This is a genomic window from Streptomyces sp. NPDC056479 (assembly GCF_042795335.1).
In the GTDB taxonomy this organism is placed as follows: domain Bacteria; phylum Actinomycetota; class Actinomycetes; order Streptomycetales; family Streptomycetaceae; genus Streptomyces.
In genome coordinates this window covers 189,322-204,396 of sequence record NZ_JBHTRZ010000012.1, presented here as the reverse complement: position 1 = coordinate 204,396, position 15,075 = coordinate 189,322, and the positions used below count along the sequence as shown (strand labels likewise).

19 protein-coding genes, 1 tRNA gene and 1 riboswitch are annotated in these 15,075 nt (G+C 68.7%); of the genes, 14 read left to right on the top strand and 6 right to left on the bottom strand.

What is annotated here, in order from left to right; translation table 11 throughout:
• Nucleotides 1-180: 180 nt before the first annotated feature.
• From ACFQ6S_RS38700 to ACFQ6S_RS38685, 4 genes are all read left to right on the top strand, one after another.
• On the top strand, nucleotides 181-603 hold the full coding sequence (locus tag ACFQ6S_RS38700; RefSeq protein WP_383420075.1) for a Mov34/MPN/PAD-1 family protein: 423 nt from the start codon (nucleotides 181-183) through the stop codon (nucleotides 601-603).
• A gap of 98 nt (nucleotides 604-701) precedes the next feature.
• On the top strand, nucleotides 702-797 hold the full coding sequence (locus tag ACFQ6S_RS38695; protein WP_310736469.1) for a putative leader peptide: 96 nt from the start codon (nucleotides 702-704) through the stop codon (nucleotides 795-797).
• Nucleotides 798-913: 116 nt separating this feature from the next.
• Nucleotides 914-1,192, top strand: a complete 279-nt coding sequence (locus ACFQ6S_RS38690) for a MoaD/ThiS family protein (RefSeq protein WP_383420073.1) — start codon at nucleotides 914-916, stop codon at nucleotides 1,190-1,192.
• 5 nt (nucleotides 1,193-1,197) lie between these two features.
• Nucleotides 1,198-2,148, top strand: a complete 951-nt coding sequence (locus ACFQ6S_RS38685) for a PLP-dependent cysteine synthase family protein (RefSeq protein WP_383420071.1) — start codon at nucleotides 1,198-1,200, stop codon at nucleotides 2,146-2,148.
• Between the two features lie 34 nt (nucleotides 2,149-2,182).
• Here the strand turns inward: ACFQ6S_RS38685 and ACFQ6S_RS38680 are convergent, their stop codons facing one another.
• Nucleotides 2,183-2,635 (bottom strand): type II toxin-antitoxin system PemK/MazF family toxin, encoded by a 453-nt coding sequence (locus tag ACFQ6S_RS38680; protein ID WP_383420069.1) that lies wholly within the window; start codon nucleotides 2,633-2,635, stop codon nucleotides 2,183-2,185.
• Between the two features lie 275 nt (nucleotides 2,636-2,910).
• On the opposite strand from ACFQ6S_RS38680, the gene ACFQ6S_RS38675 reads away from it, so the two are divergent.
• Nucleotides 2,911-3,663 carry an MBL fold metallo-hydrolase gene (locus ACFQ6S_RS38675; RefSeq protein WP_383420067.1) on the top strand — a complete coding sequence of 251 codons (753 nt, stop codon included), beginning with the start codon at nucleotides 2,911-2,913 and terminating at the stop codon, nucleotides 3,661-3,663.
• Nucleotides 3,664-3,779: 116 nt separating this feature from the next.
• On the opposite strand, the gene ACFQ6S_RS38670 is transcribed toward ACFQ6S_RS38675, so the two are convergent.
• Complete coding sequence (locus tag ACFQ6S_RS38670) at nucleotides 3,780-5,033, bottom strand: PTS transporter subunit EIIC (protein WP_383420065.1); 1,254 nt, start codon at nucleotides 5,031-5,033, stop codon at nucleotides 3,780-3,782.
• Nucleotides 5,034-5,156: 123 nt separating this feature from the next.
• Nucleotides 5,157-6,449 (bottom strand): PTS transporter subunit EIIC, encoded by a 1,293-nt coding sequence (locus ACFQ6S_RS38665; protein ID WP_383420063.1) that lies wholly within the window; start codon nucleotides 6,447-6,449, stop codon nucleotides 5,157-5,159.
• A 150-nt stretch (nucleotides 6,450-6,599) separates the two neighbouring features.
• On the opposite strand from ACFQ6S_RS38665, the gene ACFQ6S_RS38660 reads away from it, so the two are divergent.
• The 4 genes from ACFQ6S_RS38660 (at nucleotide 6,600) to rdgB (ending at nucleotide 8,880) form a co-directional block, all read left to right on the top strand.
• On the top strand, nucleotides 6,600-6,833 hold the full coding sequence (locus ACFQ6S_RS38660; protein WP_030610403.1) for a glucose PTS transporter subunit EIIB: 234 nt from the start codon (nucleotides 6,600-6,602) through the stop codon (nucleotides 6,831-6,833).
• Between the two features lie 103 nt (nucleotides 6,834-6,936).
• Nucleotides 6,937-7,674 carry a ribonuclease PH gene (rph, locus tag ACFQ6S_RS38655; protein ID WP_383420272.1) on the top strand — a complete coding sequence of 246 codons (738 nt, stop codon included), beginning with the start codon at nucleotides 6,937-6,939 and terminating at the stop codon, nucleotides 7,672-7,674.
• A gap of 147 nt (nucleotides 7,675-7,821) precedes the next feature.
• Nucleotides 7,822-8,226: a hypothetical protein gene (locus ACFQ6S_RS38650; protein WP_383420061.1), complete on the top strand. Its 405-nt coding sequence runs from the start codon at nucleotides 7,822-7,824 to the stop codon at nucleotides 8,224-8,226.
• Between the two features lie 48 nt (nucleotides 8,227-8,274).
• Entirely contained in the window at nucleotides 8,275-8,880 is a 606-nt protein-coding gene (rdgB, locus tag ACFQ6S_RS38645; RefSeq protein ID WP_383420059.1) for an RdgB/HAM1 family non-canonical purine NTP pyrophosphatase, read from the top strand.
• Nucleotide 8,881: 1 nt separating this feature from the next.
• Here rdgB and ACFQ6S_RS38640 read toward each other — a convergent pair.
• Together ACFQ6S_RS38640 and bcp are read right to left on the bottom strand one after the other, a co-directional pair.
• Nucleotides 8,882-8,968 (bottom strand) — tRNA-Leu (locus tag ACFQ6S_RS38640).
• A 39-nt stretch (nucleotides 8,969-9,007) separates the two neighbouring features.
• Entirely contained in the window at nucleotides 9,008-9,475 is a 468-nt protein-coding gene (gene bcp, locus ACFQ6S_RS38635; RefSeq protein ID WP_383420057.1) for a thioredoxin-dependent thiol peroxidase, read from the bottom strand.
• 95 nt (nucleotides 9,476-9,570) lie between these two features.
• On the opposite strand from bcp, the gene ACFQ6S_RS38630 reads away from it, so the two are divergent.
• The 3 genes from ACFQ6S_RS38630 (at nucleotide 9,571) to ACFQ6S_RS38620 (ending at nucleotide 10,809) form a co-directional block, all read left to right on the top strand.
• Nucleotides 9,571-9,900: a DUF3618 domain-containing protein gene (locus tag ACFQ6S_RS38630; protein ID WP_383420055.1), complete on the top strand. Its 330-nt coding sequence runs from the start codon at nucleotides 9,571-9,573 to the stop codon at nucleotides 9,898-9,900.
• Between the two features lie 51 nt (nucleotides 9,901-9,951).
• Nucleotides 9,952-10,308 (top strand): GroES family chaperonin, encoded by a 357-nt coding sequence (locus ACFQ6S_RS38625; RefSeq protein ID WP_383420054.1) that lies wholly within the window; start codon nucleotides 9,952-9,954, stop codon nucleotides 10,306-10,308.
• A gap of 73 nt (nucleotides 10,309-10,381) precedes the next feature.
• Nucleotides 10,382-10,453: riboswitch (guanidine-III (ykkC-III) riboswitch) on the top strand.
• A gap of 35 nt (nucleotides 10,454-10,488) precedes the next feature.
• Entirely contained in the window at nucleotides 10,489-10,809 is a 321-nt protein-coding gene (locus tag ACFQ6S_RS38620) for a DMT family transporter (RefSeq protein WP_383420052.1), read from the top strand.
• 10 nt (nucleotides 10,810-10,819) lie between these two features.
• On the opposite strand, the gene ACFQ6S_RS38615 is transcribed toward ACFQ6S_RS38620, so the two are convergent.
• The gene (locus ACFQ6S_RS38615; RefSeq protein WP_383420051.1) at nucleotides 10,820-13,219 is read right to left on the bottom strand and encodes a transglycosylase domain-containing protein; all 2,400 of its coding nucleotides are present in this window, start codon (nucleotides 13,217-13,219) and stop codon (nucleotides 10,820-10,822) included.
• A gap of 233 nt (nucleotides 13,220-13,452) precedes the next feature.
• Between ACFQ6S_RS38615 and ACFQ6S_RS38610 the strand changes: the two genes are divergently transcribed.
• Entirely contained in the window at nucleotides 13,453-14,253 is an 801-nt protein-coding gene (locus ACFQ6S_RS38610) for an ABC transporter permease (protein ID WP_383420270.1), read from the top strand.
• A complete protein-coding gene (locus tag ACFQ6S_RS38605; RefSeq protein ID WP_383420049.1) occupies nucleotides 14,246-15,067 on the top strand; it encodes an ABC transporter permease in 822 nt (273 codons plus the stop codon). Before ACFQ6S_RS38610 ends, ACFQ6S_RS38605 begins: the two co-directional genes overlap by 8 nt.
• Nucleotides 15,068-15,075 lie beyond the last annotated feature (8 nt).

Below are 15,075 nucleotides of genomic sequence, written 5' to 3'. Positions count from 1 at the left end.
TGGCTGGTCGCGCAGTTCCCCGCGCCCCTTTAGGGGCGTTGCCGAGCTGCTTGTCCAGGACGTCCCGCCGTCGGGAGCACTCGTGGCGCTCCCGACGGCCGCCGCTCAGGGCGTCCGGTATATGGGCCGCTCCGTACCATCCCTCGGTACGGAGCGGCCCCTCTGTCTATCCTGACGAACATGCTGACCATCACCCAGGCCCTCGTCGACCAGATCGTCGCCCACGCGCGCAAGGACCACCCCGACGAGGCGTGCGGCGTCGTCGCGGGCCCGGCCGGCTCGGACCGGCCCGAGCGGTTCATCCCGATGCTGAACGCGGCGATGTCGCCCACGTTCTACGAGTTCGACTCCGGCGACCTGCTCAGGCTCTACCGCGAGATGGACGACCGCGACGAGGAGCCGGTGGTCATCTACCACTCCCACACCGCCACCGAGGCCCACCCCTCGCGCACCGACATCTCCTACGCCAACGAGCCCGGCGCCCACTACGTCCTCGTCTCCACCGCCGACACCGACGGCCTGGGCGACTTCCAGTTCCGCTCCTACCGGATCGTCGACGGCGAGGTGACGGAGGAGGAGGTCAAGGTCGTCGAGGCGTACTGAGTCGGTCTGAACAGCGCGGTCTCACTCCTCGGCCCTCAACCGTCCGCGATGTGGGATCACATTCCAAAAGCCGGACCGGGAATCGATACGATGACCCCATGGTTTTCGACGACGTGAGCGAGAAGACGCCGGGCATGCTGCTCGTGGCGCGGCTGCACGTCGACCTGTGCAGGCTCGCCAGCGCCATCTGTTGACGCGACACCCTGCCGCCGTACGGCCGTGAGCCGCGGCGCCTCACACACGCACCACCTCCGCTGTACTGCGCTGCCGCGCGCCCCCGACTGACTACTCCCGACAGGAGCCCTGAGCCATGGCCATCGAGGTCCGCATCCCCACCATCCTCCGCACCTACACCGACGGTCAGAAGGCGGTGGAGGGCAGCGGTGACACCCTCGCCGAGCTGTTCACCGACCTCGAGAGCCGGCACGCGGGCATCCACGCCCGCATCGTGGACGACGGCCAGCTGCGCCGCTTCGTCAACGTCTATCTGAACGACGAGGACGTCCGCTTCCTCGACGGCATCAACACCAAGCTGGCCGACGGCGACAACGTCACGATCCTGCCGGCCGTGGCCGGCGGTATGGCCTGATCCGAATGCGCTACGACTCCCCGCTCGCCGCGGTGGGCAACACCCCTCTGGTGTGCCTGCCGCGGTTGTCGCCGTCCGAGGACGTCCGCATCTGGGCCAAGCTGGAGGACCGCAACCCCACCGGCTCGGTCAAGGACCGCCCCGCCCTGCACATGATCGAGCAGGCGGAGAAGGACGGCCGGCTCACCCCGGGCTGCACGATCCTGGAGCCGACCAGCGGCAACACCGGCATCTCGCTGGCCATGGCGGCCAAGCTCAAGGGCTACCGCATGGTGTGCGTGATGCCCGAGAACACCTCGCAGGAGCGCCGCGACCTGCTCGGCATGTGGGGCGCGGAGATCATCTCCAGCCCCGCCGCGGGCGGCTCCAACACCGCCGTACGGGTCGCCAAGGAACTCTCGGCCGAGCACCCGGACTGGGTGATGCTCTACCAGTACGGCAACCCGGACAACGCGGGCGCGCACTACGCCACGACCGGCCCGGAGATCCTCGCCGACCTCCCCTCGATCACGCACTTCGTCGCGGGCCTCGGCACCACCGGCACCCTGATGGGCGTCGGCCGCTTCCTGCGCGAGCAGAAGGCGGACGTGAAGATCGTCGCGGCGGAACCGCGCTACGACGACCTGGTGTACGGCCTGCGCAACCTCGACGAGGGCTTCGTTCCCGAGCTGTACGACGCCTCCGTCCTGACCACCCGCTTCTCGGTCGGCTCGGCCGACGCGGTCACCCGCACCCGTGAACTCCTCCAGCAGGAGGGCATCTTCGCGGGCATCTCCACGGGCGCCGCCCTGCACGCCGCGATCGGTGTCGGAAAGAAGGCGCTGGCGGCGGGGGAGTCCGCCGACATCGTGTTCGTCGTGGCCGACGGCGGCTGGAAGTACCTCTCGACCGGCGTCTACACCGCCGCGTCCACCGAAGAGGCCATCGAGACGCTCCAGGGGCAGCTCTGGGCGTGAGCCGGTCCGCCGGCTCGGGGCGAGTGACGGCGCCCTAAGGTGAGAGGTGACGGACCTGGTCCCACACGACCGGGTCCATCACCCCGACCCGCCGCCGGAAGTCCGCCACCGGTACGTGCCGCAGCTCGGCCGTCTCCAGGAAGCTCGCCCGGCCGCGGGCGTCCCCGACCGCACCCGGCGGCAGTGGAATCACGCCGTACCGTTCGTCGCGGTACTTGCTGGTGATCTTCGCGACGGTGACCTGCTGCCCGCGCACCGCCAGCACCAGACACGGCCGGTCCTTGGCCCCCGGCCCGTCCTCGTAGGGCACCCTCGCCCACCAGATCTCGGCGGGCACCGGACGGGCCGGCGTGCGCCGTCCGGGCCTCCCCGGCGGCCGGGTCCGTCGCCCTTTCGGCCGCCGTCCGCGTCCCCACCCGTCCACGAGCGTGGCGACCAGCGCGAGCAGTACCACCGCCGCGAGCGCCAACCACCAGGACGTGTCCATGCGGACGAAGGTACCGGTGCGCCCCCACCCGCGCCCGCGTTCTCCCGCTCCCACCCGTCGCTCTCACCACCCTTGTGCGAGTGCTTCGCACGCACCTCTCGTTTCTCGCGCCGCGTATCCAGCCGAACGCGTGACACCACAGGTGAGTTCGCCCACAACAGACCTTTGCGGAGGAGCGACCGGAGGTTTTGCGCCTTACGCTCGACAAACCGCACGACCCCCGACGCCCCAATTCCCGATCTTCTGGATTTCCCGCCAGCGGAGGTTTCTGTTTCATGAAGCTCACCGTCGTCGGCTGCTCGGGGTCGTTCCCGTCCGCGGAATCGGCCTGCTCGAGCTACCTCGTCGAGGCCGACGGCTTCCGGTTGCTTCTCGACATGGGCAACGGTGCCCTTGGCGAGCTGCAGCGCCACTGCGGTCTCTACGACCTCGACGCGATCTTCCTCAGTCATCTGCACGCCGACCACTGCATCGACATGTGCGCGTACTTCGTCGCGCGCTACTACCGGCACGACGGCGGCCGCTGCGACCCGATCCCGGTCTACGGACCCGAGGGCACCGAACAGCGCCTGACCACCGCCTACGCCGACACCCCCACCGCCTCGTCCATGAGCGAGGTCTTCGACTTCCACACGGTCAAGCCCTCCACCTTCGAGATCGGCCCGTTCCTGGTGCACACGGAACGCGTGGCCCATCCGGTGGAGGCGTACGGCATCCGCATCGAGCACGGTGGAAAGACCCTGACCTACTCCGGTGACACGGGCATCAGCACGTCCCTGGACGAACTCGCCCGCGACGCCGACCTGTTCCTGTGCGAGGCCGCCTTCACGCACGGCAAGGAGAACATCCCCGACCTGCACCTCAACGGCCGCGAGGCAGGTCAGTCGGCGGCCCGCGCGGGTGCCCGCCGTCTGGTGCTCACCCACATCCCGCCGTGGACCGATCCCCAGGTCAACCTGGCCGACGCGCGCGAGGTCTACGACGGTCCGGTGGAGCTCGCGGCGCCGAGGCAGACGTACGAGATCTAACCTCTCGAACACAGTCCGTACGGGGCTCAGGCCCGTATGCGCGAGAAAGGCCCCGGAACCAATTCGGTTCCGGGGCCTTCGTCATGCCGTACGGCTCAGTGCCTTACGGCTGTAACTCACGCCTTGGTGAGGTCCTCGAGCTCCTCCTCGGGCTCGCGGCCCGGGGTGGGGAGGTTCCACTTGGTGATGGCGAAGCGGAAGACGGAGTAGTAGATCGCCGCGAAGACCAGGCCGATCGGGATGATCATCCATGGCCTGGTCGCCAGGTTCCAGTTCAGCGCGTAGTCGATGAAGCCCGCGGAGAAGGTGAAGCCCGCGTGGACGCCGAGCGCCCAGGTGATCGCCATCGACAGGGCGGTGAGCACCGCGTGGATCACGTACAGCACCGGGGCGATGAACATGAACGCGAACTCGATCGGCTCGGTCACACCGGTCACGAAGGAGGTCAGCGCGAGCGAGATCATCATGCCCATCACGGCCTTGCGGCGCTCGGGGCGGGCGCAGTGGGCGATGGCGATGGCGGCGGCCGGCAGACCGAACATCATGATCGGGAAGAAGCCCGACATGAACTGACCGGCGGTCGGGTCACCCGCGAAGAAGCGGTTCAGGTCGCCGTGCACGATCTCACCGGCGGCGTCCTTGAAGTCACCGAGCTGGAACCAGGAGACGGTGTTCACGAACTGGTGCATGCCGACCGGGATCAGCGCGCGGTTGATCAGACCGAACAGACCCGCGCCGACGGCGCCGAGACCGGTCATCCACTCGCCGAAGTCGGCGATGACCTCACCGATCGGCTCCCAGACCAGGCCGAAGAAGACGCCCATGACGGTGCCGACGAAGGCCATGATGATCGGGACCAGGCGGCGGCCGTTGAAGAAGCCGAGCCAGTCGACCAGCTTGGTGCGGTGGTAGCGCTGCCACAGCACGGCGGCCAGCAGACCCATGATGATGCCGCCGAGGACACCGGGGTTGTTGTAGGTCGCGGCTATGTCCGCGCCGGCCTGGACCTTCGCCTCGGTGACCGGGAACGCCTTCAGCACGTTGCTGTAGACCAGGAAGCCGACCAGCGCCGCCAGGGCCGTCGAGCCGTCCGACTTCTTGGCGAAGCCGATCGCGACACCGATACAGAACAGCATCGGCAGGTTGTCGAAGATCGCGCCACCGGCGGTGGCGAACACGGCGGCGACCTTGTCCCAGCCGAGTCCGTCCTTGCCGAACACGTCGGGCTGACCGAAGCGGAGCAGCAGCCCCGCGGCCGGGAGCACGGCGATCGGGAGCTGAAGGCTGCGGCCGACCTTCTGCAGGCCCTGGAAAAGACCGGATCCCCACTTCTTTGTGGGGGCCGCCGTTGGCGAGGTGGCGGTGCTCATAGACTTCCTCCATCGGGTGGTGGTCTACACCACTCAGTGGTGTAGACCTGTTGTAGCACGATGAAGGGGAGATAAGGAACCCGCGATTCCCAAGGGTTTTCTGGACCGTTATCAAGCCCTATTTCAGACCTTTGTGACGTCCTCGACCTGGTCCTCGGGCTCCCTGCCCGGAGTCCTGAGATCGAACTTCGTGATCGCGAAACGGAAGATCACGTAATAGACGACGGCGAAGCACAGGCCGATCGGAATCATCGCCCAGGGCTTCGTGGCGAGGTTCCAGTTGATGATGTAGTCGATCAGCCCGGCGGAGAAGCTGAACCCGTCGTGCACGCCCAGCGCCCAGGTCACCGCCATCGACACACCGGTCAGCAGCGCGTGCACCGCGTAAAGCAGCGGGGCGACGAAGAGGAACGAGTACTCGATCGGTTCCGTGATGCCGGTGACGAACGACGTCAGCGCCACCGACAGCATCAGGCCGCCGACCTCCTTGCGGCGGCCGGGCTTCGCGCAGTGCGTGATGGCGAGGGCCGCCGCGGGCAGCGCGAACATCATGATCGGGAAGAAGCCCGAGGTGAACTGGCCGGCGTCCGGGTCGCCCGCGAGGAACATGTTGATGTCACCGTGCACCACCGTGCCGTCCGGCTTGGTGTAGCTGCCGAACTGGAACCAGATGGGCACGTTGAGGAACTGGTGCAGGCCCACGACCAGCAGCGCGCGGTTGGCGACGCCGAACACGCCCGCGCCCCAGGCGTCCAGGCCGTCCATCCAGTCGCTGAAGCTCTCCAGCGCGTCGCCGATCGGCGGCCACACCCACAGGCACAGCGCCGCGAACGCGATCGCCACGAACGCCATGATGATCGGCACGAGTCGCCGGCCGTTGAAGAAGCCGAGCCAGTCCACCAGTTTCGTACGGTGGAAGCGGGCCCAGAAGAACGCGGCCAGCAGGCCGATCACGATGCCGCCGAAGACGCCCGGGTTCTGGTACTCGAAGACGGTGACCGTGCCGTCCTGCAGCTGGCAGCCGACGTTCGGGACCGCCTTCGAGCCCCCGGGGCAGTCCTCCGGGAACTGGCGCAGCACGTTGTAGTAGACGAGGAACCCCGCGACCGCCGCCAGCGCCGTCGAGCCGTCGGACTTCTTCGCCATGCCGATGGCCACACCCACGCAGAACAGCAGCGGCAGACCGAGCGAACCGTCGAGCAGCGCGCCGCCCGCGCCCACCATCACCTTGGAGACATCGGTCCAGCCGAGCCCGTCGTCGCCGAACACGTCAGGCTGGCCAAGGCGGTTGAGGATGCCGGCGGCGGGCAGTACGGCGATCGGGAGCTGGAGGCTGCGCCCCATTTTCTGCAGCCCCTGGAACGCCCTGTTCCAACGGGCGCGCGCGGGGCTGATGGCGGAGCTGTCGGCACTCATGGACGCCCCTCGGTAAGGTGGTGTAGACCAGTTGACGGACGGTTCCGCTGTCGTGAACGCCATCCTTCGGTACAGACGAGGGGACCGCTCGCGAAGATGGGCCAACTGTGGGTTACTGCGACAAAGCGGTTCGGATCAGGGAGAAGGCACATGGCCAGCAAGGCTGAGAAGATCGTCGCCGGGCTCGGTGGCATCGACAACATCGAGGAGATCGAGGGCTGCATCACCCGGTTGCGCACCGAGGTCAGCGACGCCTCGCTGGTCGACGAGGCCGCCCTGAAAGCCGCCGGCGCACACGGCGTCGTGAAGATGGGCACCGCCATCCAGGTCGTCATCGGCACCGACGCCGACCCGATCGCGGCGGAGATCGAAGACATGATGTGAGCCGTGAGCTCACCGAAGGGGCCGTCTCCCAGGCGATCGAAGCCGCGGGAGCGGCCCCTTCCACATGTCGGGCTAGGCTCACGCCATGGCAGCTACCTCCTCAATTTCTCGAATCGACGGGCGCACCCCCGAGCAGCTCCGCCCGGTCACCATCGAACGCGCCTGGAGCAAGCACGCGGAGGGCTCCGTCCTCGTCTCCTTCGGTGACACGAAGGTCCTGTGCACCGCCTCCTTCACCGAAGGCGTCCCGCGCTGGCGGAAGGGCAGCGGCGAGGGCTGGGTCACCGCGGAGTACGCCATGCTGCCCCGCGCCACCAACACCCGCGGCGACCGCGAGTCCGTCCGGGGCAAGATCGGTGGCCGTACGCATGAGATCAGCCGCCTCATCGGCCGCTCCCTGCGTGCGGTCATCGACTACAAGGCGCTCGGCGAGAACATGATCGTGCTCGACTGCGACGTCCTCCAGGCCGACGGCGGCACCCGCACCGCGGCCATCACCGGCGCCTACGTCGCCCTCGCCGACGCCGTCGCCTGGGCCCAGGGCCGGAAGCTGATCAAGCCCGGCCGCAAGCCGCTCACCGGCACGGTCAGCGCCGTCTCGGTCGGCATCGTCGGCGGCGTCCCGCTCCTCGACCTGTGCTACGAGGAGGACGTGAAGGCCGACACCGACATGAACGTCGTCTGCACCGGCGACGGCCGCTTCGTCGAGGTCCAGGGCACCGCCGAGGCCGAGCCCTTCGCCCGCGAGGAGCTCAACGCCCTTCTGGACCTTGCGGTTTCGGGCTGCGGGGAGCTGGCGGAACTCCAGCGCAAGGCACTTGATACCGTCCTCGAAAAGTAAAGGACGCGCCAAGTAGAGCCGCAGCCGCGGGCAACCGCGCGGCCCTTCCCGGCGTCACTAGGGGTACGGGCGTACGGCACATCGCTGTACGCCCGGCCAGTGGACACGGGGGCCTGCGAGGCCTGTGCAGGGAGGGGAACGTCAAGCATGGCCACGAGCCGACGACGCCGGAGCCGTACCGCCATAGCCGCCGCAGCCATCGCGGCAGTCGGGCTGACGGTCGGTCTGACCACGGGCTGCGATGCCGTCAGCAAGGCGCTGGACTGCGTCCAGACCGCCGACGCGATCGCCGACAGCGTCACGGAACTCCAGCAGGCCGTGGAGAGCGCCTCGAACGACCCGACGCAGCTCGAGGAGTCGCTGACCTCCATCGACCAGAACCTCGACAAGATCGGCGACAAGACGGACAACACCGACGTCAACAAGGCGGTGGACGACCTCCAGCAGGCCGTCACCAACGTCCGTGACGCGGTCAGGAACGGCGACGAGACCCCCGACATCAGCCCGGTCACGGACGCGGCGGGCGAACTGACCAAGGTCTGCACGCCGTAACCCCGGCCACGGGCAACCACTACGGGTGAGGCCGGGATACTGGACCCCATGACCCGCCTCATCCTCGCCACCCGTAACGCCGGAAAGATCACCGAGCTCAGGGCGATCCTCGCCGACGCAGGTCTCGATCACGACCTCGTCGGCGCGGACGCCTACCCGGAGATTCCCGACGTCAAGGAAACCGGCGTCACCTTCGCCGAGAACGCGCTGTTGAAGGCCCATGCCCTGGCGCAGGCGACCGGGCTGCCCGCCGTCGCCGACGACTCGGGGCTGTGTGTCGACGTGCTCAACGGCGCCCCCGGCATCTTCTCGGCCCGCTGGGCCGGACGGCACGGTGACGACCAGGCCAACCTCGACCTGCTCCTCGCCCAGCTGGGCGACATCGACGACGCCCACCGCGGCGCCCACTTCGCCTGCGCGGCCGCACTCGCCCTGCCGGACGGCACGGAACGCGTGGTCGAGGGGCAGTTGCGGGGCACTCTGCGGCACACGCCCGTCGGCACCAACGGCTTCGGGTACGACCCGATCCTCCAGCCGGAGGGGGAGAGCAGGACCTGTGCCGAGCTGACGCCGGACGAGAAGAACGCGATCAGCCACCGGGGCAAGGCGTTCCGGGCGCTGGTGCCGGTCGTACGTGAGCTGCTCGCGCAGTAGTTGGTGCGGCCGGAGGGACTCGAACCCTCACGGGAGTTACCCCACTGGGACCTAAACCCAGCGTGACTGCCAATTCCACCACGGCCGCGTGACCTTGCCCGGCCATGCTACTGGCCGGGCCGGGTCGTCAGATCCCCAGATCCTTGATGATCTTCGCCACGTGGCCGGTCGCCCGCACGTTGTACAGCGCCCGCTCGACCTTGCCCTCCTCGTCCACGATGACCGTGGACCGGATGACGCCCATGTACGTCTTGCCGTAGTTCTTCTTCTCGCCGTAGGCCCCGTACGCCTCGGTGACGGACTTCTCCGGGTCCGCCACCAGCGTGACCTTCAGGGACTCCTTCTCGCGGAACTTGGCGAGCTTCTCCGGCTGGTCGGGGGAGACACCGATGACGTCGTAGCCGGCGCCGGCCAGCAGCTGAAGGTTGTCCGTGAAGTCGCAGGCCTGCTTGGTGCAGCCGGGCGTCAGGGCGGCCGGGTAGAAGTAGACGATGACCTTGCGGCCCTTGTGGTCCGACAGGGACACCTCGTTGCCGTCGGCGTCGGGCAGGGTGAAGGCGGGGGCCACGTCCCCCGGCTGGAGTCGCTCGCTCATCGAACCAGCGTAACCGGGGAGCCTGACAGTGCGGTCCGGCGTGGAGCTGACAGACTGTCCGGAAACAGCATCAGCTTCACTTCGGAGGCCGTACGGTGGCGGACACGTCGGACACCAGAACACCGGCGCAGATCGAGGCGGACATCAAAGCCCGCCGCGCAGCGCTGGCCGAGACCCTCGACGAGATCGGGGTGCGTGTGCACCCGAAGACGATCGTCGGCGACGCCAAGGCCAAGGTCGTCTCGAACATCGACCACACGCTCGGACGGGCCTATGTCGAGGTCAACCGGGCCGTGAGCGGGGTGACGGCCAAGTTCACCGACGAGGAGGGCGCGCCCCGGCTGGAGCGCATCGTGCCCGTCGCGCTCGTCGCGGTCGGCCTCGTCGGGCTGCTCGCCCTGGGCACCCGGCGCCGCAGGGACTGAGCGGCGGACCCGAGGGCGTACGCGGGCGGAAAAGGCAGGTAGGTTCAAGGCGTGAGCGCCAAGAGAAACGAGCACAGCACCCAGCACGACAAGCTGCCCATCCGGATGCTGCACGACCGTGTACTCGTGCGGCAGGACACCAGCGAGGGCGAGCGGCGTTCCGGTGGCGGCATCCTGATCCCCGCCACGGCGGCCGTCGGCCGCCGGCTGGCGTGGGCCGAGGTAGTCGCGGTCGGGCAGAACGTACGGACCGTGGAGCCCGGCGACCGGGTTCTGTACGACCCGGAGGACCGCGCCGAGGTCGAGGTGCGCGGGGTCCCGTATGTGCTCATGCGCGAGCGTGATCTGCACGCCGTGGCCGCCGACCGGTTCGAGGGGTCGGAGGACTCGACGGGGCTCTACCTCTGACGGGGCTCTCCGTGTAATGGAACGCTTCGAGGGGCTGGTGACCATGGTCACCAGCCCCTTTCGTCAGCCTTTTGCCGCCTTTTGCTATCTTTGAAAAGACCCCGACGAGACGCGCCGTACCGGGTGAACGCAAAGACGACGCACCGAAAGGTTTCCGTCCTTGCGAAAGGTGCGTTCCCCATGGCCTGGGTCCTGCTCATCGTCGCCGGTCTGCTCGAGGTCGGCTGGTCGGTCGGCATGAAGTACACCGACGGATTCACCCGGCTCGTCCCCAGCCTGTTCACCGGCGCCGGCATCGTCGCCAGCATGCTGCTGCTGTCCTACGCCGCGAGGTCCCTGCCCATCGGCACCGCCTACGGCGTGTGGGTGGGCATCGGCGCGGCCGGTGCCGCGGTGGTCGGCATGGCGGTGCTGGGGGAGCCCGTCACCGCCGCGCGGATCTTCTTCGTGTCCCTGCTGCTGGTCGCCGTGGTGGGGCTCAAGGCGACCAGCGGTCACTGAGCCCCGGCGCTCACTGTCTGCGGGTCGTGCTCAGCGTCCCGGCCGTGTTTCCGGACGTCGCTCCGCCTCCGCCGGTGTCGTTCCCGCCGGTGGACGTGTCGCCGCCCGTACCTCCTCCGGTGTCCGTCCCCCCGGTCGAGGTGTCGCCCGTCGTGCCGCCGTCGGTGGTCGTCCCCCCGTCGGTGGTGCCGCCCGAGTCGGTGTCGCCGGTGGTGCCGCCGTCGGTGGTCGTGCCGCCGTCCGAGGTGCCGCCGGTCGTGTCGCCCGTGGTGCCGCCGTCCGTCTGGCCCGGGGTCTCGCCCCCGGTCTGGCCCTCGGTGTCCTGGCCGCCGGTCGTCGTGTCACCGGTGGTGCCGCCGTTGTCCTGCCCGCCGGTGTCGTCGTCATCGCCCCGGGTGGGGTCGGTCGTCGGGTACTGGGGGATGTCGGCGCCCTCCGCGAGCTGCAGGTCGAAGTCCTCGACCGGCTTCCCCTTCAGCGCCTTCTCGGTGTACTGGGCCCAGATCTCGGTGGGCGCGCCGCCGCCGTTGATGCGGTCGAGGCCCATCACGCCGTACAGCGACTTGTGCTTGGCCGTGACCGGGTCCTGCCCCATGACGGCGACGACGGTGGCGAGGTCGGGGGTGTAGCCGGCGAACCAGGCGGCGGTGTCCTCCTCCGCCGTACCGGTCTTGCCCGCCGCGGGCCGGCCGGCCGCCAGGGCCGCGGTGGCGGTGCCGTTGTCGACGACGCTCTGCAGCACCGAGGTCGTGGTGTCGGCGGCCTCGCGGCTGATGACCTGGGAGGTCTTGCGCTCCGGCAGCTCGATGACGTCGGCGCCGTCCTTGGTGATCTTGTCGATCATCGTGTACGTGCCGTGCTGGCCGTGGTTGGCGAGCGTCGCGTAGGCCTCCGCCATGTCCAGGACGCTGGCGGTGGCCGTGCCCAGGGCGATCGACGGGTAGGGCTGGAGGTCGGGGGTGCCGGACGGGAGGCCGAGCTCGACCGCGGTGTCCTTCACCTTCTCCGGGCCCACGTCGACCGCCATCTGCGCGTACACCGAGTTGACCGACTTGTCGGTCGCCTCGCGCACCGTGATGTCGCCGTAGGAGACGTCGTCCTCGTTCGCCGGGTCGTAGCTGCCCGTCCAGCCCTGCACCGGGCGCTTGTTGGTGCCGTCGTAGAAGGTGTACGGGGTGATCTGGCGGCCGTCCTGAGTGGTCGAGCCGTTCTCCACGGCCGAGGTGAACACGAACGGCTTGAAGGTGGAGCCGACCTGGAAGTCCCTGCGGGTGGCGTTGGGGGTGTACTGCTTGACGTAGTCGACGCCGTTGTACATCGCGACGACCTTGCCGGTCTTCGGGTCGACGGAGGCGCCGCCCGCGCGGACGTAGTTGTCGACCTTGTTGTTCTTCTTGTCCAGCTTGGACATCAGCTTGTCGTTGACGGCGTCGACGAAGGCGTCCTGCCTGTCCTTCTGCAGGGTGGTGGTGACCCGGTAGCCGCCGGCCTCCAGCTCCTCCGCGCTGACGATCTTGTTCTGGGTCAGATAGTCCTTCACGATCTGCACGATGTAGCCGCGCTGACCGGAGAGGTTGGTGGAGGTCGAGGCCTCCTTCGGCATCGGGAACTTCATGCCCGCCCGCTCGGACTCGCTGAGCCAGCCCTTGGTGACCATGCCGTCCAGGACGTAGTTCCAGCGGGCGACGGCCGCCGACTTGTTCTCCGGGTGGGCGATGACGTCGTACTCGCTGGGCGCGTTGACCAGCGCGGCCAGATAGGCGGCGCGGGCCGGGTCGAGGTCCTTGGCGTCCATGCGGTAGTAGGCCTGGGCGGCGGCCTGGATGCCGTAGGCGTTGCGGCCGAAGAAGCTAGTGTTGAGGTAGCCCTCGAGGATCTCGCTCTTGCTCTTCTCGCGATCCAGCTTGATCGCGATGATGAATTCCTTCGCCTTGCGGGTGACGGACTGCTCCTGGCGCAGGTAGTAGTTCTTCACGTACTGCTGGGTGATCGTGGAGCCGGACTGCTTGCCCTTGCCGGTGGCCGTGTTCCAGGCGGCGCGCAGCATCGCCTTGGGGTCGACGGCGGACTCGGTGTAGAAGTCCCGGTCCTCGGCGGCCAGGATCGCGTGCTGGGCGTCCTTGGAGATCCGCGCGAGGGTGACGTTCTCCCGGTTGACCTGGCCGTCGCGGGCGATCACCGAGCCGTCCGCGTACATGTAGACGTTGGCCTGCTTGGTGGCGAGCGCGTTGGCCGGCGGGATCTTGACCAGCGAGTAGCCGAGGAAGAACAGACCGACGACCAGCAGTACGCCGATGACGAAGGTGCCCAGCACCATGCGCCAGGTCGGGATGATGCGCCGCCAGCCCGTCCGTTTCGGCCGCTTCGGCTTCCCGGTCGGCTGCTGCTGTGGCTGCGGCTCGTCGCTCATGTCGTGCACGGACTCCTGTTTCGCGTCGTACGTTCCCGTACGCCCTCGTACGCCTGCTGCGCCCCCATAGAAGACTCTCGTATCGGGCGCTCCGTTCCCGGAAAACGCGCCTGTCCTCGGAAAGTGACCGGACTCATCCGCCGGGGTCCCCGGAAATTGGCTGGCAGCCCCCGCCGGCCGCGCACTAGGCTCCTGCGCTTCGGTGCCGGGCGCGGGCGAGGAGGGCTGTGGATGTGGGCTCGTGGCGGTTGTACGCGACCGTCGCGGTAGGCGGATTCCGAAGGTACGCGACCTACCGGGTGGCCACCGCGGCCGGTGTGTTCACCAACACCGTCTTCGGTGTGATCCTCGTGTACACCTATCTGGCGCTGTGGGACGAGAGACCGCAACTCGGTGGGTACGACCAGGCCCAGGCGGTCACCTACGTGTGGCTGGGCCAGTGCCTTTACGCCACGCTCGCCATCCAGGGCGGCGGCGCCGAGAAGGACCTCATGGAGCGCATCCGCACCGGTGAGATCGCCGTCGACCTGTACCGGCCGGCCGACCTCCAACTCTGGTGGCTGGCGGGGGACATGGGGCGGGCGCTGTTCCAGATGCTGGGGCGGGGCGTGATCCCGTTCGGGTTCGGCGCGCTGTTCTTCCCGATGGCGCTGCCGACCGACGTCACCCCCTGGGCCGCGTTCGTGATCACGCTGCTGCTGGCGGCGGTCGTCAGTTTCGCGATCCGCTATCTGGCCGCCCTGAGCGTGTTCTGGCTCCTGGACGGCATGGGCGTCAGCCAGGCCCTGATGATCACCGGGATCTTCTTCTCGGGCATGGTGCTGCCCCTGAACGCCTTCCCGGGCGTGTTCGGCGAGATCGTACGGACGCTGCCGTGGGCGGCGCAGCTCCAGATGCCGGCGGACGTGCTGATGGGGGAGACCGACGCGCTCGGGGCGATCGCCTTCCAGGCGGTCTGGGCGGTGGCGCTGCTCGCGGCGGGGCGGCTGCTGCAGTCGGCGGCGACGCGGCGGGTGGTGGTGCAGGGTGGCTGAGCGCGGCGCTCTGCTCGAAGGGCTGCGGGCCTACCGGCTGATCGCCGGGATGTGGGTGCGCTCCAGCATGACCTACCGCACCTCCTTCGTCGTCACGGTGCTCGGCAACCTGTTGGTGACCGGCCTCGACTTCGTGGCGATCCTGCTGATGTTCTCGCAGGTGGACACCCTCGGCGGCTGGTCGCTGCCCGAGATCGCCTTCCTGTACGGGCTGTCGGCCACCGCCTTCGGGATCGCCGACCTGGTGCTGGGCTCGATGGACGTCCTCGGCGCCCGGATGCGCGACGGCTCCTTCGACACGCTGCTGGTGCGTCCCGCGCCGGTGCTCGCGCAGGTCGGCGCGGACCGCTTCGCGCTGCGCAGGCTGGGCCGGATCACCCAGGGTGCGCTGGTGCTGGGCTGGGCGCTGGTGTCGGTCGACGTCGACTGGACCGCCGCGAAGGTGCTGCTGGTGCCGGTGATGGTGGTCAGCGGAGCGGCGATCTTCTCGGCGCTGTTCGTGGCGGGCGCGGCCTTCCAGATACTCGCGCAGGACGCCGCCGAGGTGCAGAACGCGTTCACGTACGGCGGGACGACGCTGCTGCAGTACCCGCCCACCGTGTTCGGCAAGGACCTGGTGCGCGCGGTGACCTTCATGCTGCCGCTCGCCTTCGTCAACTGGGTGCCCGCCGCCCATGTGCTGGGGCGGCCGTACCCGATCGGCCTGCCCGAGTGGACGGCCTTCGCCTCGCCGCTGGTGGCGGCGGTGTGTTGTGCGGCGGCCGGTCTGGCGTGGCGGGCCGGGCTGCGGTCGTATCGGAGTACGGGGAGTTAGGGGCAGGG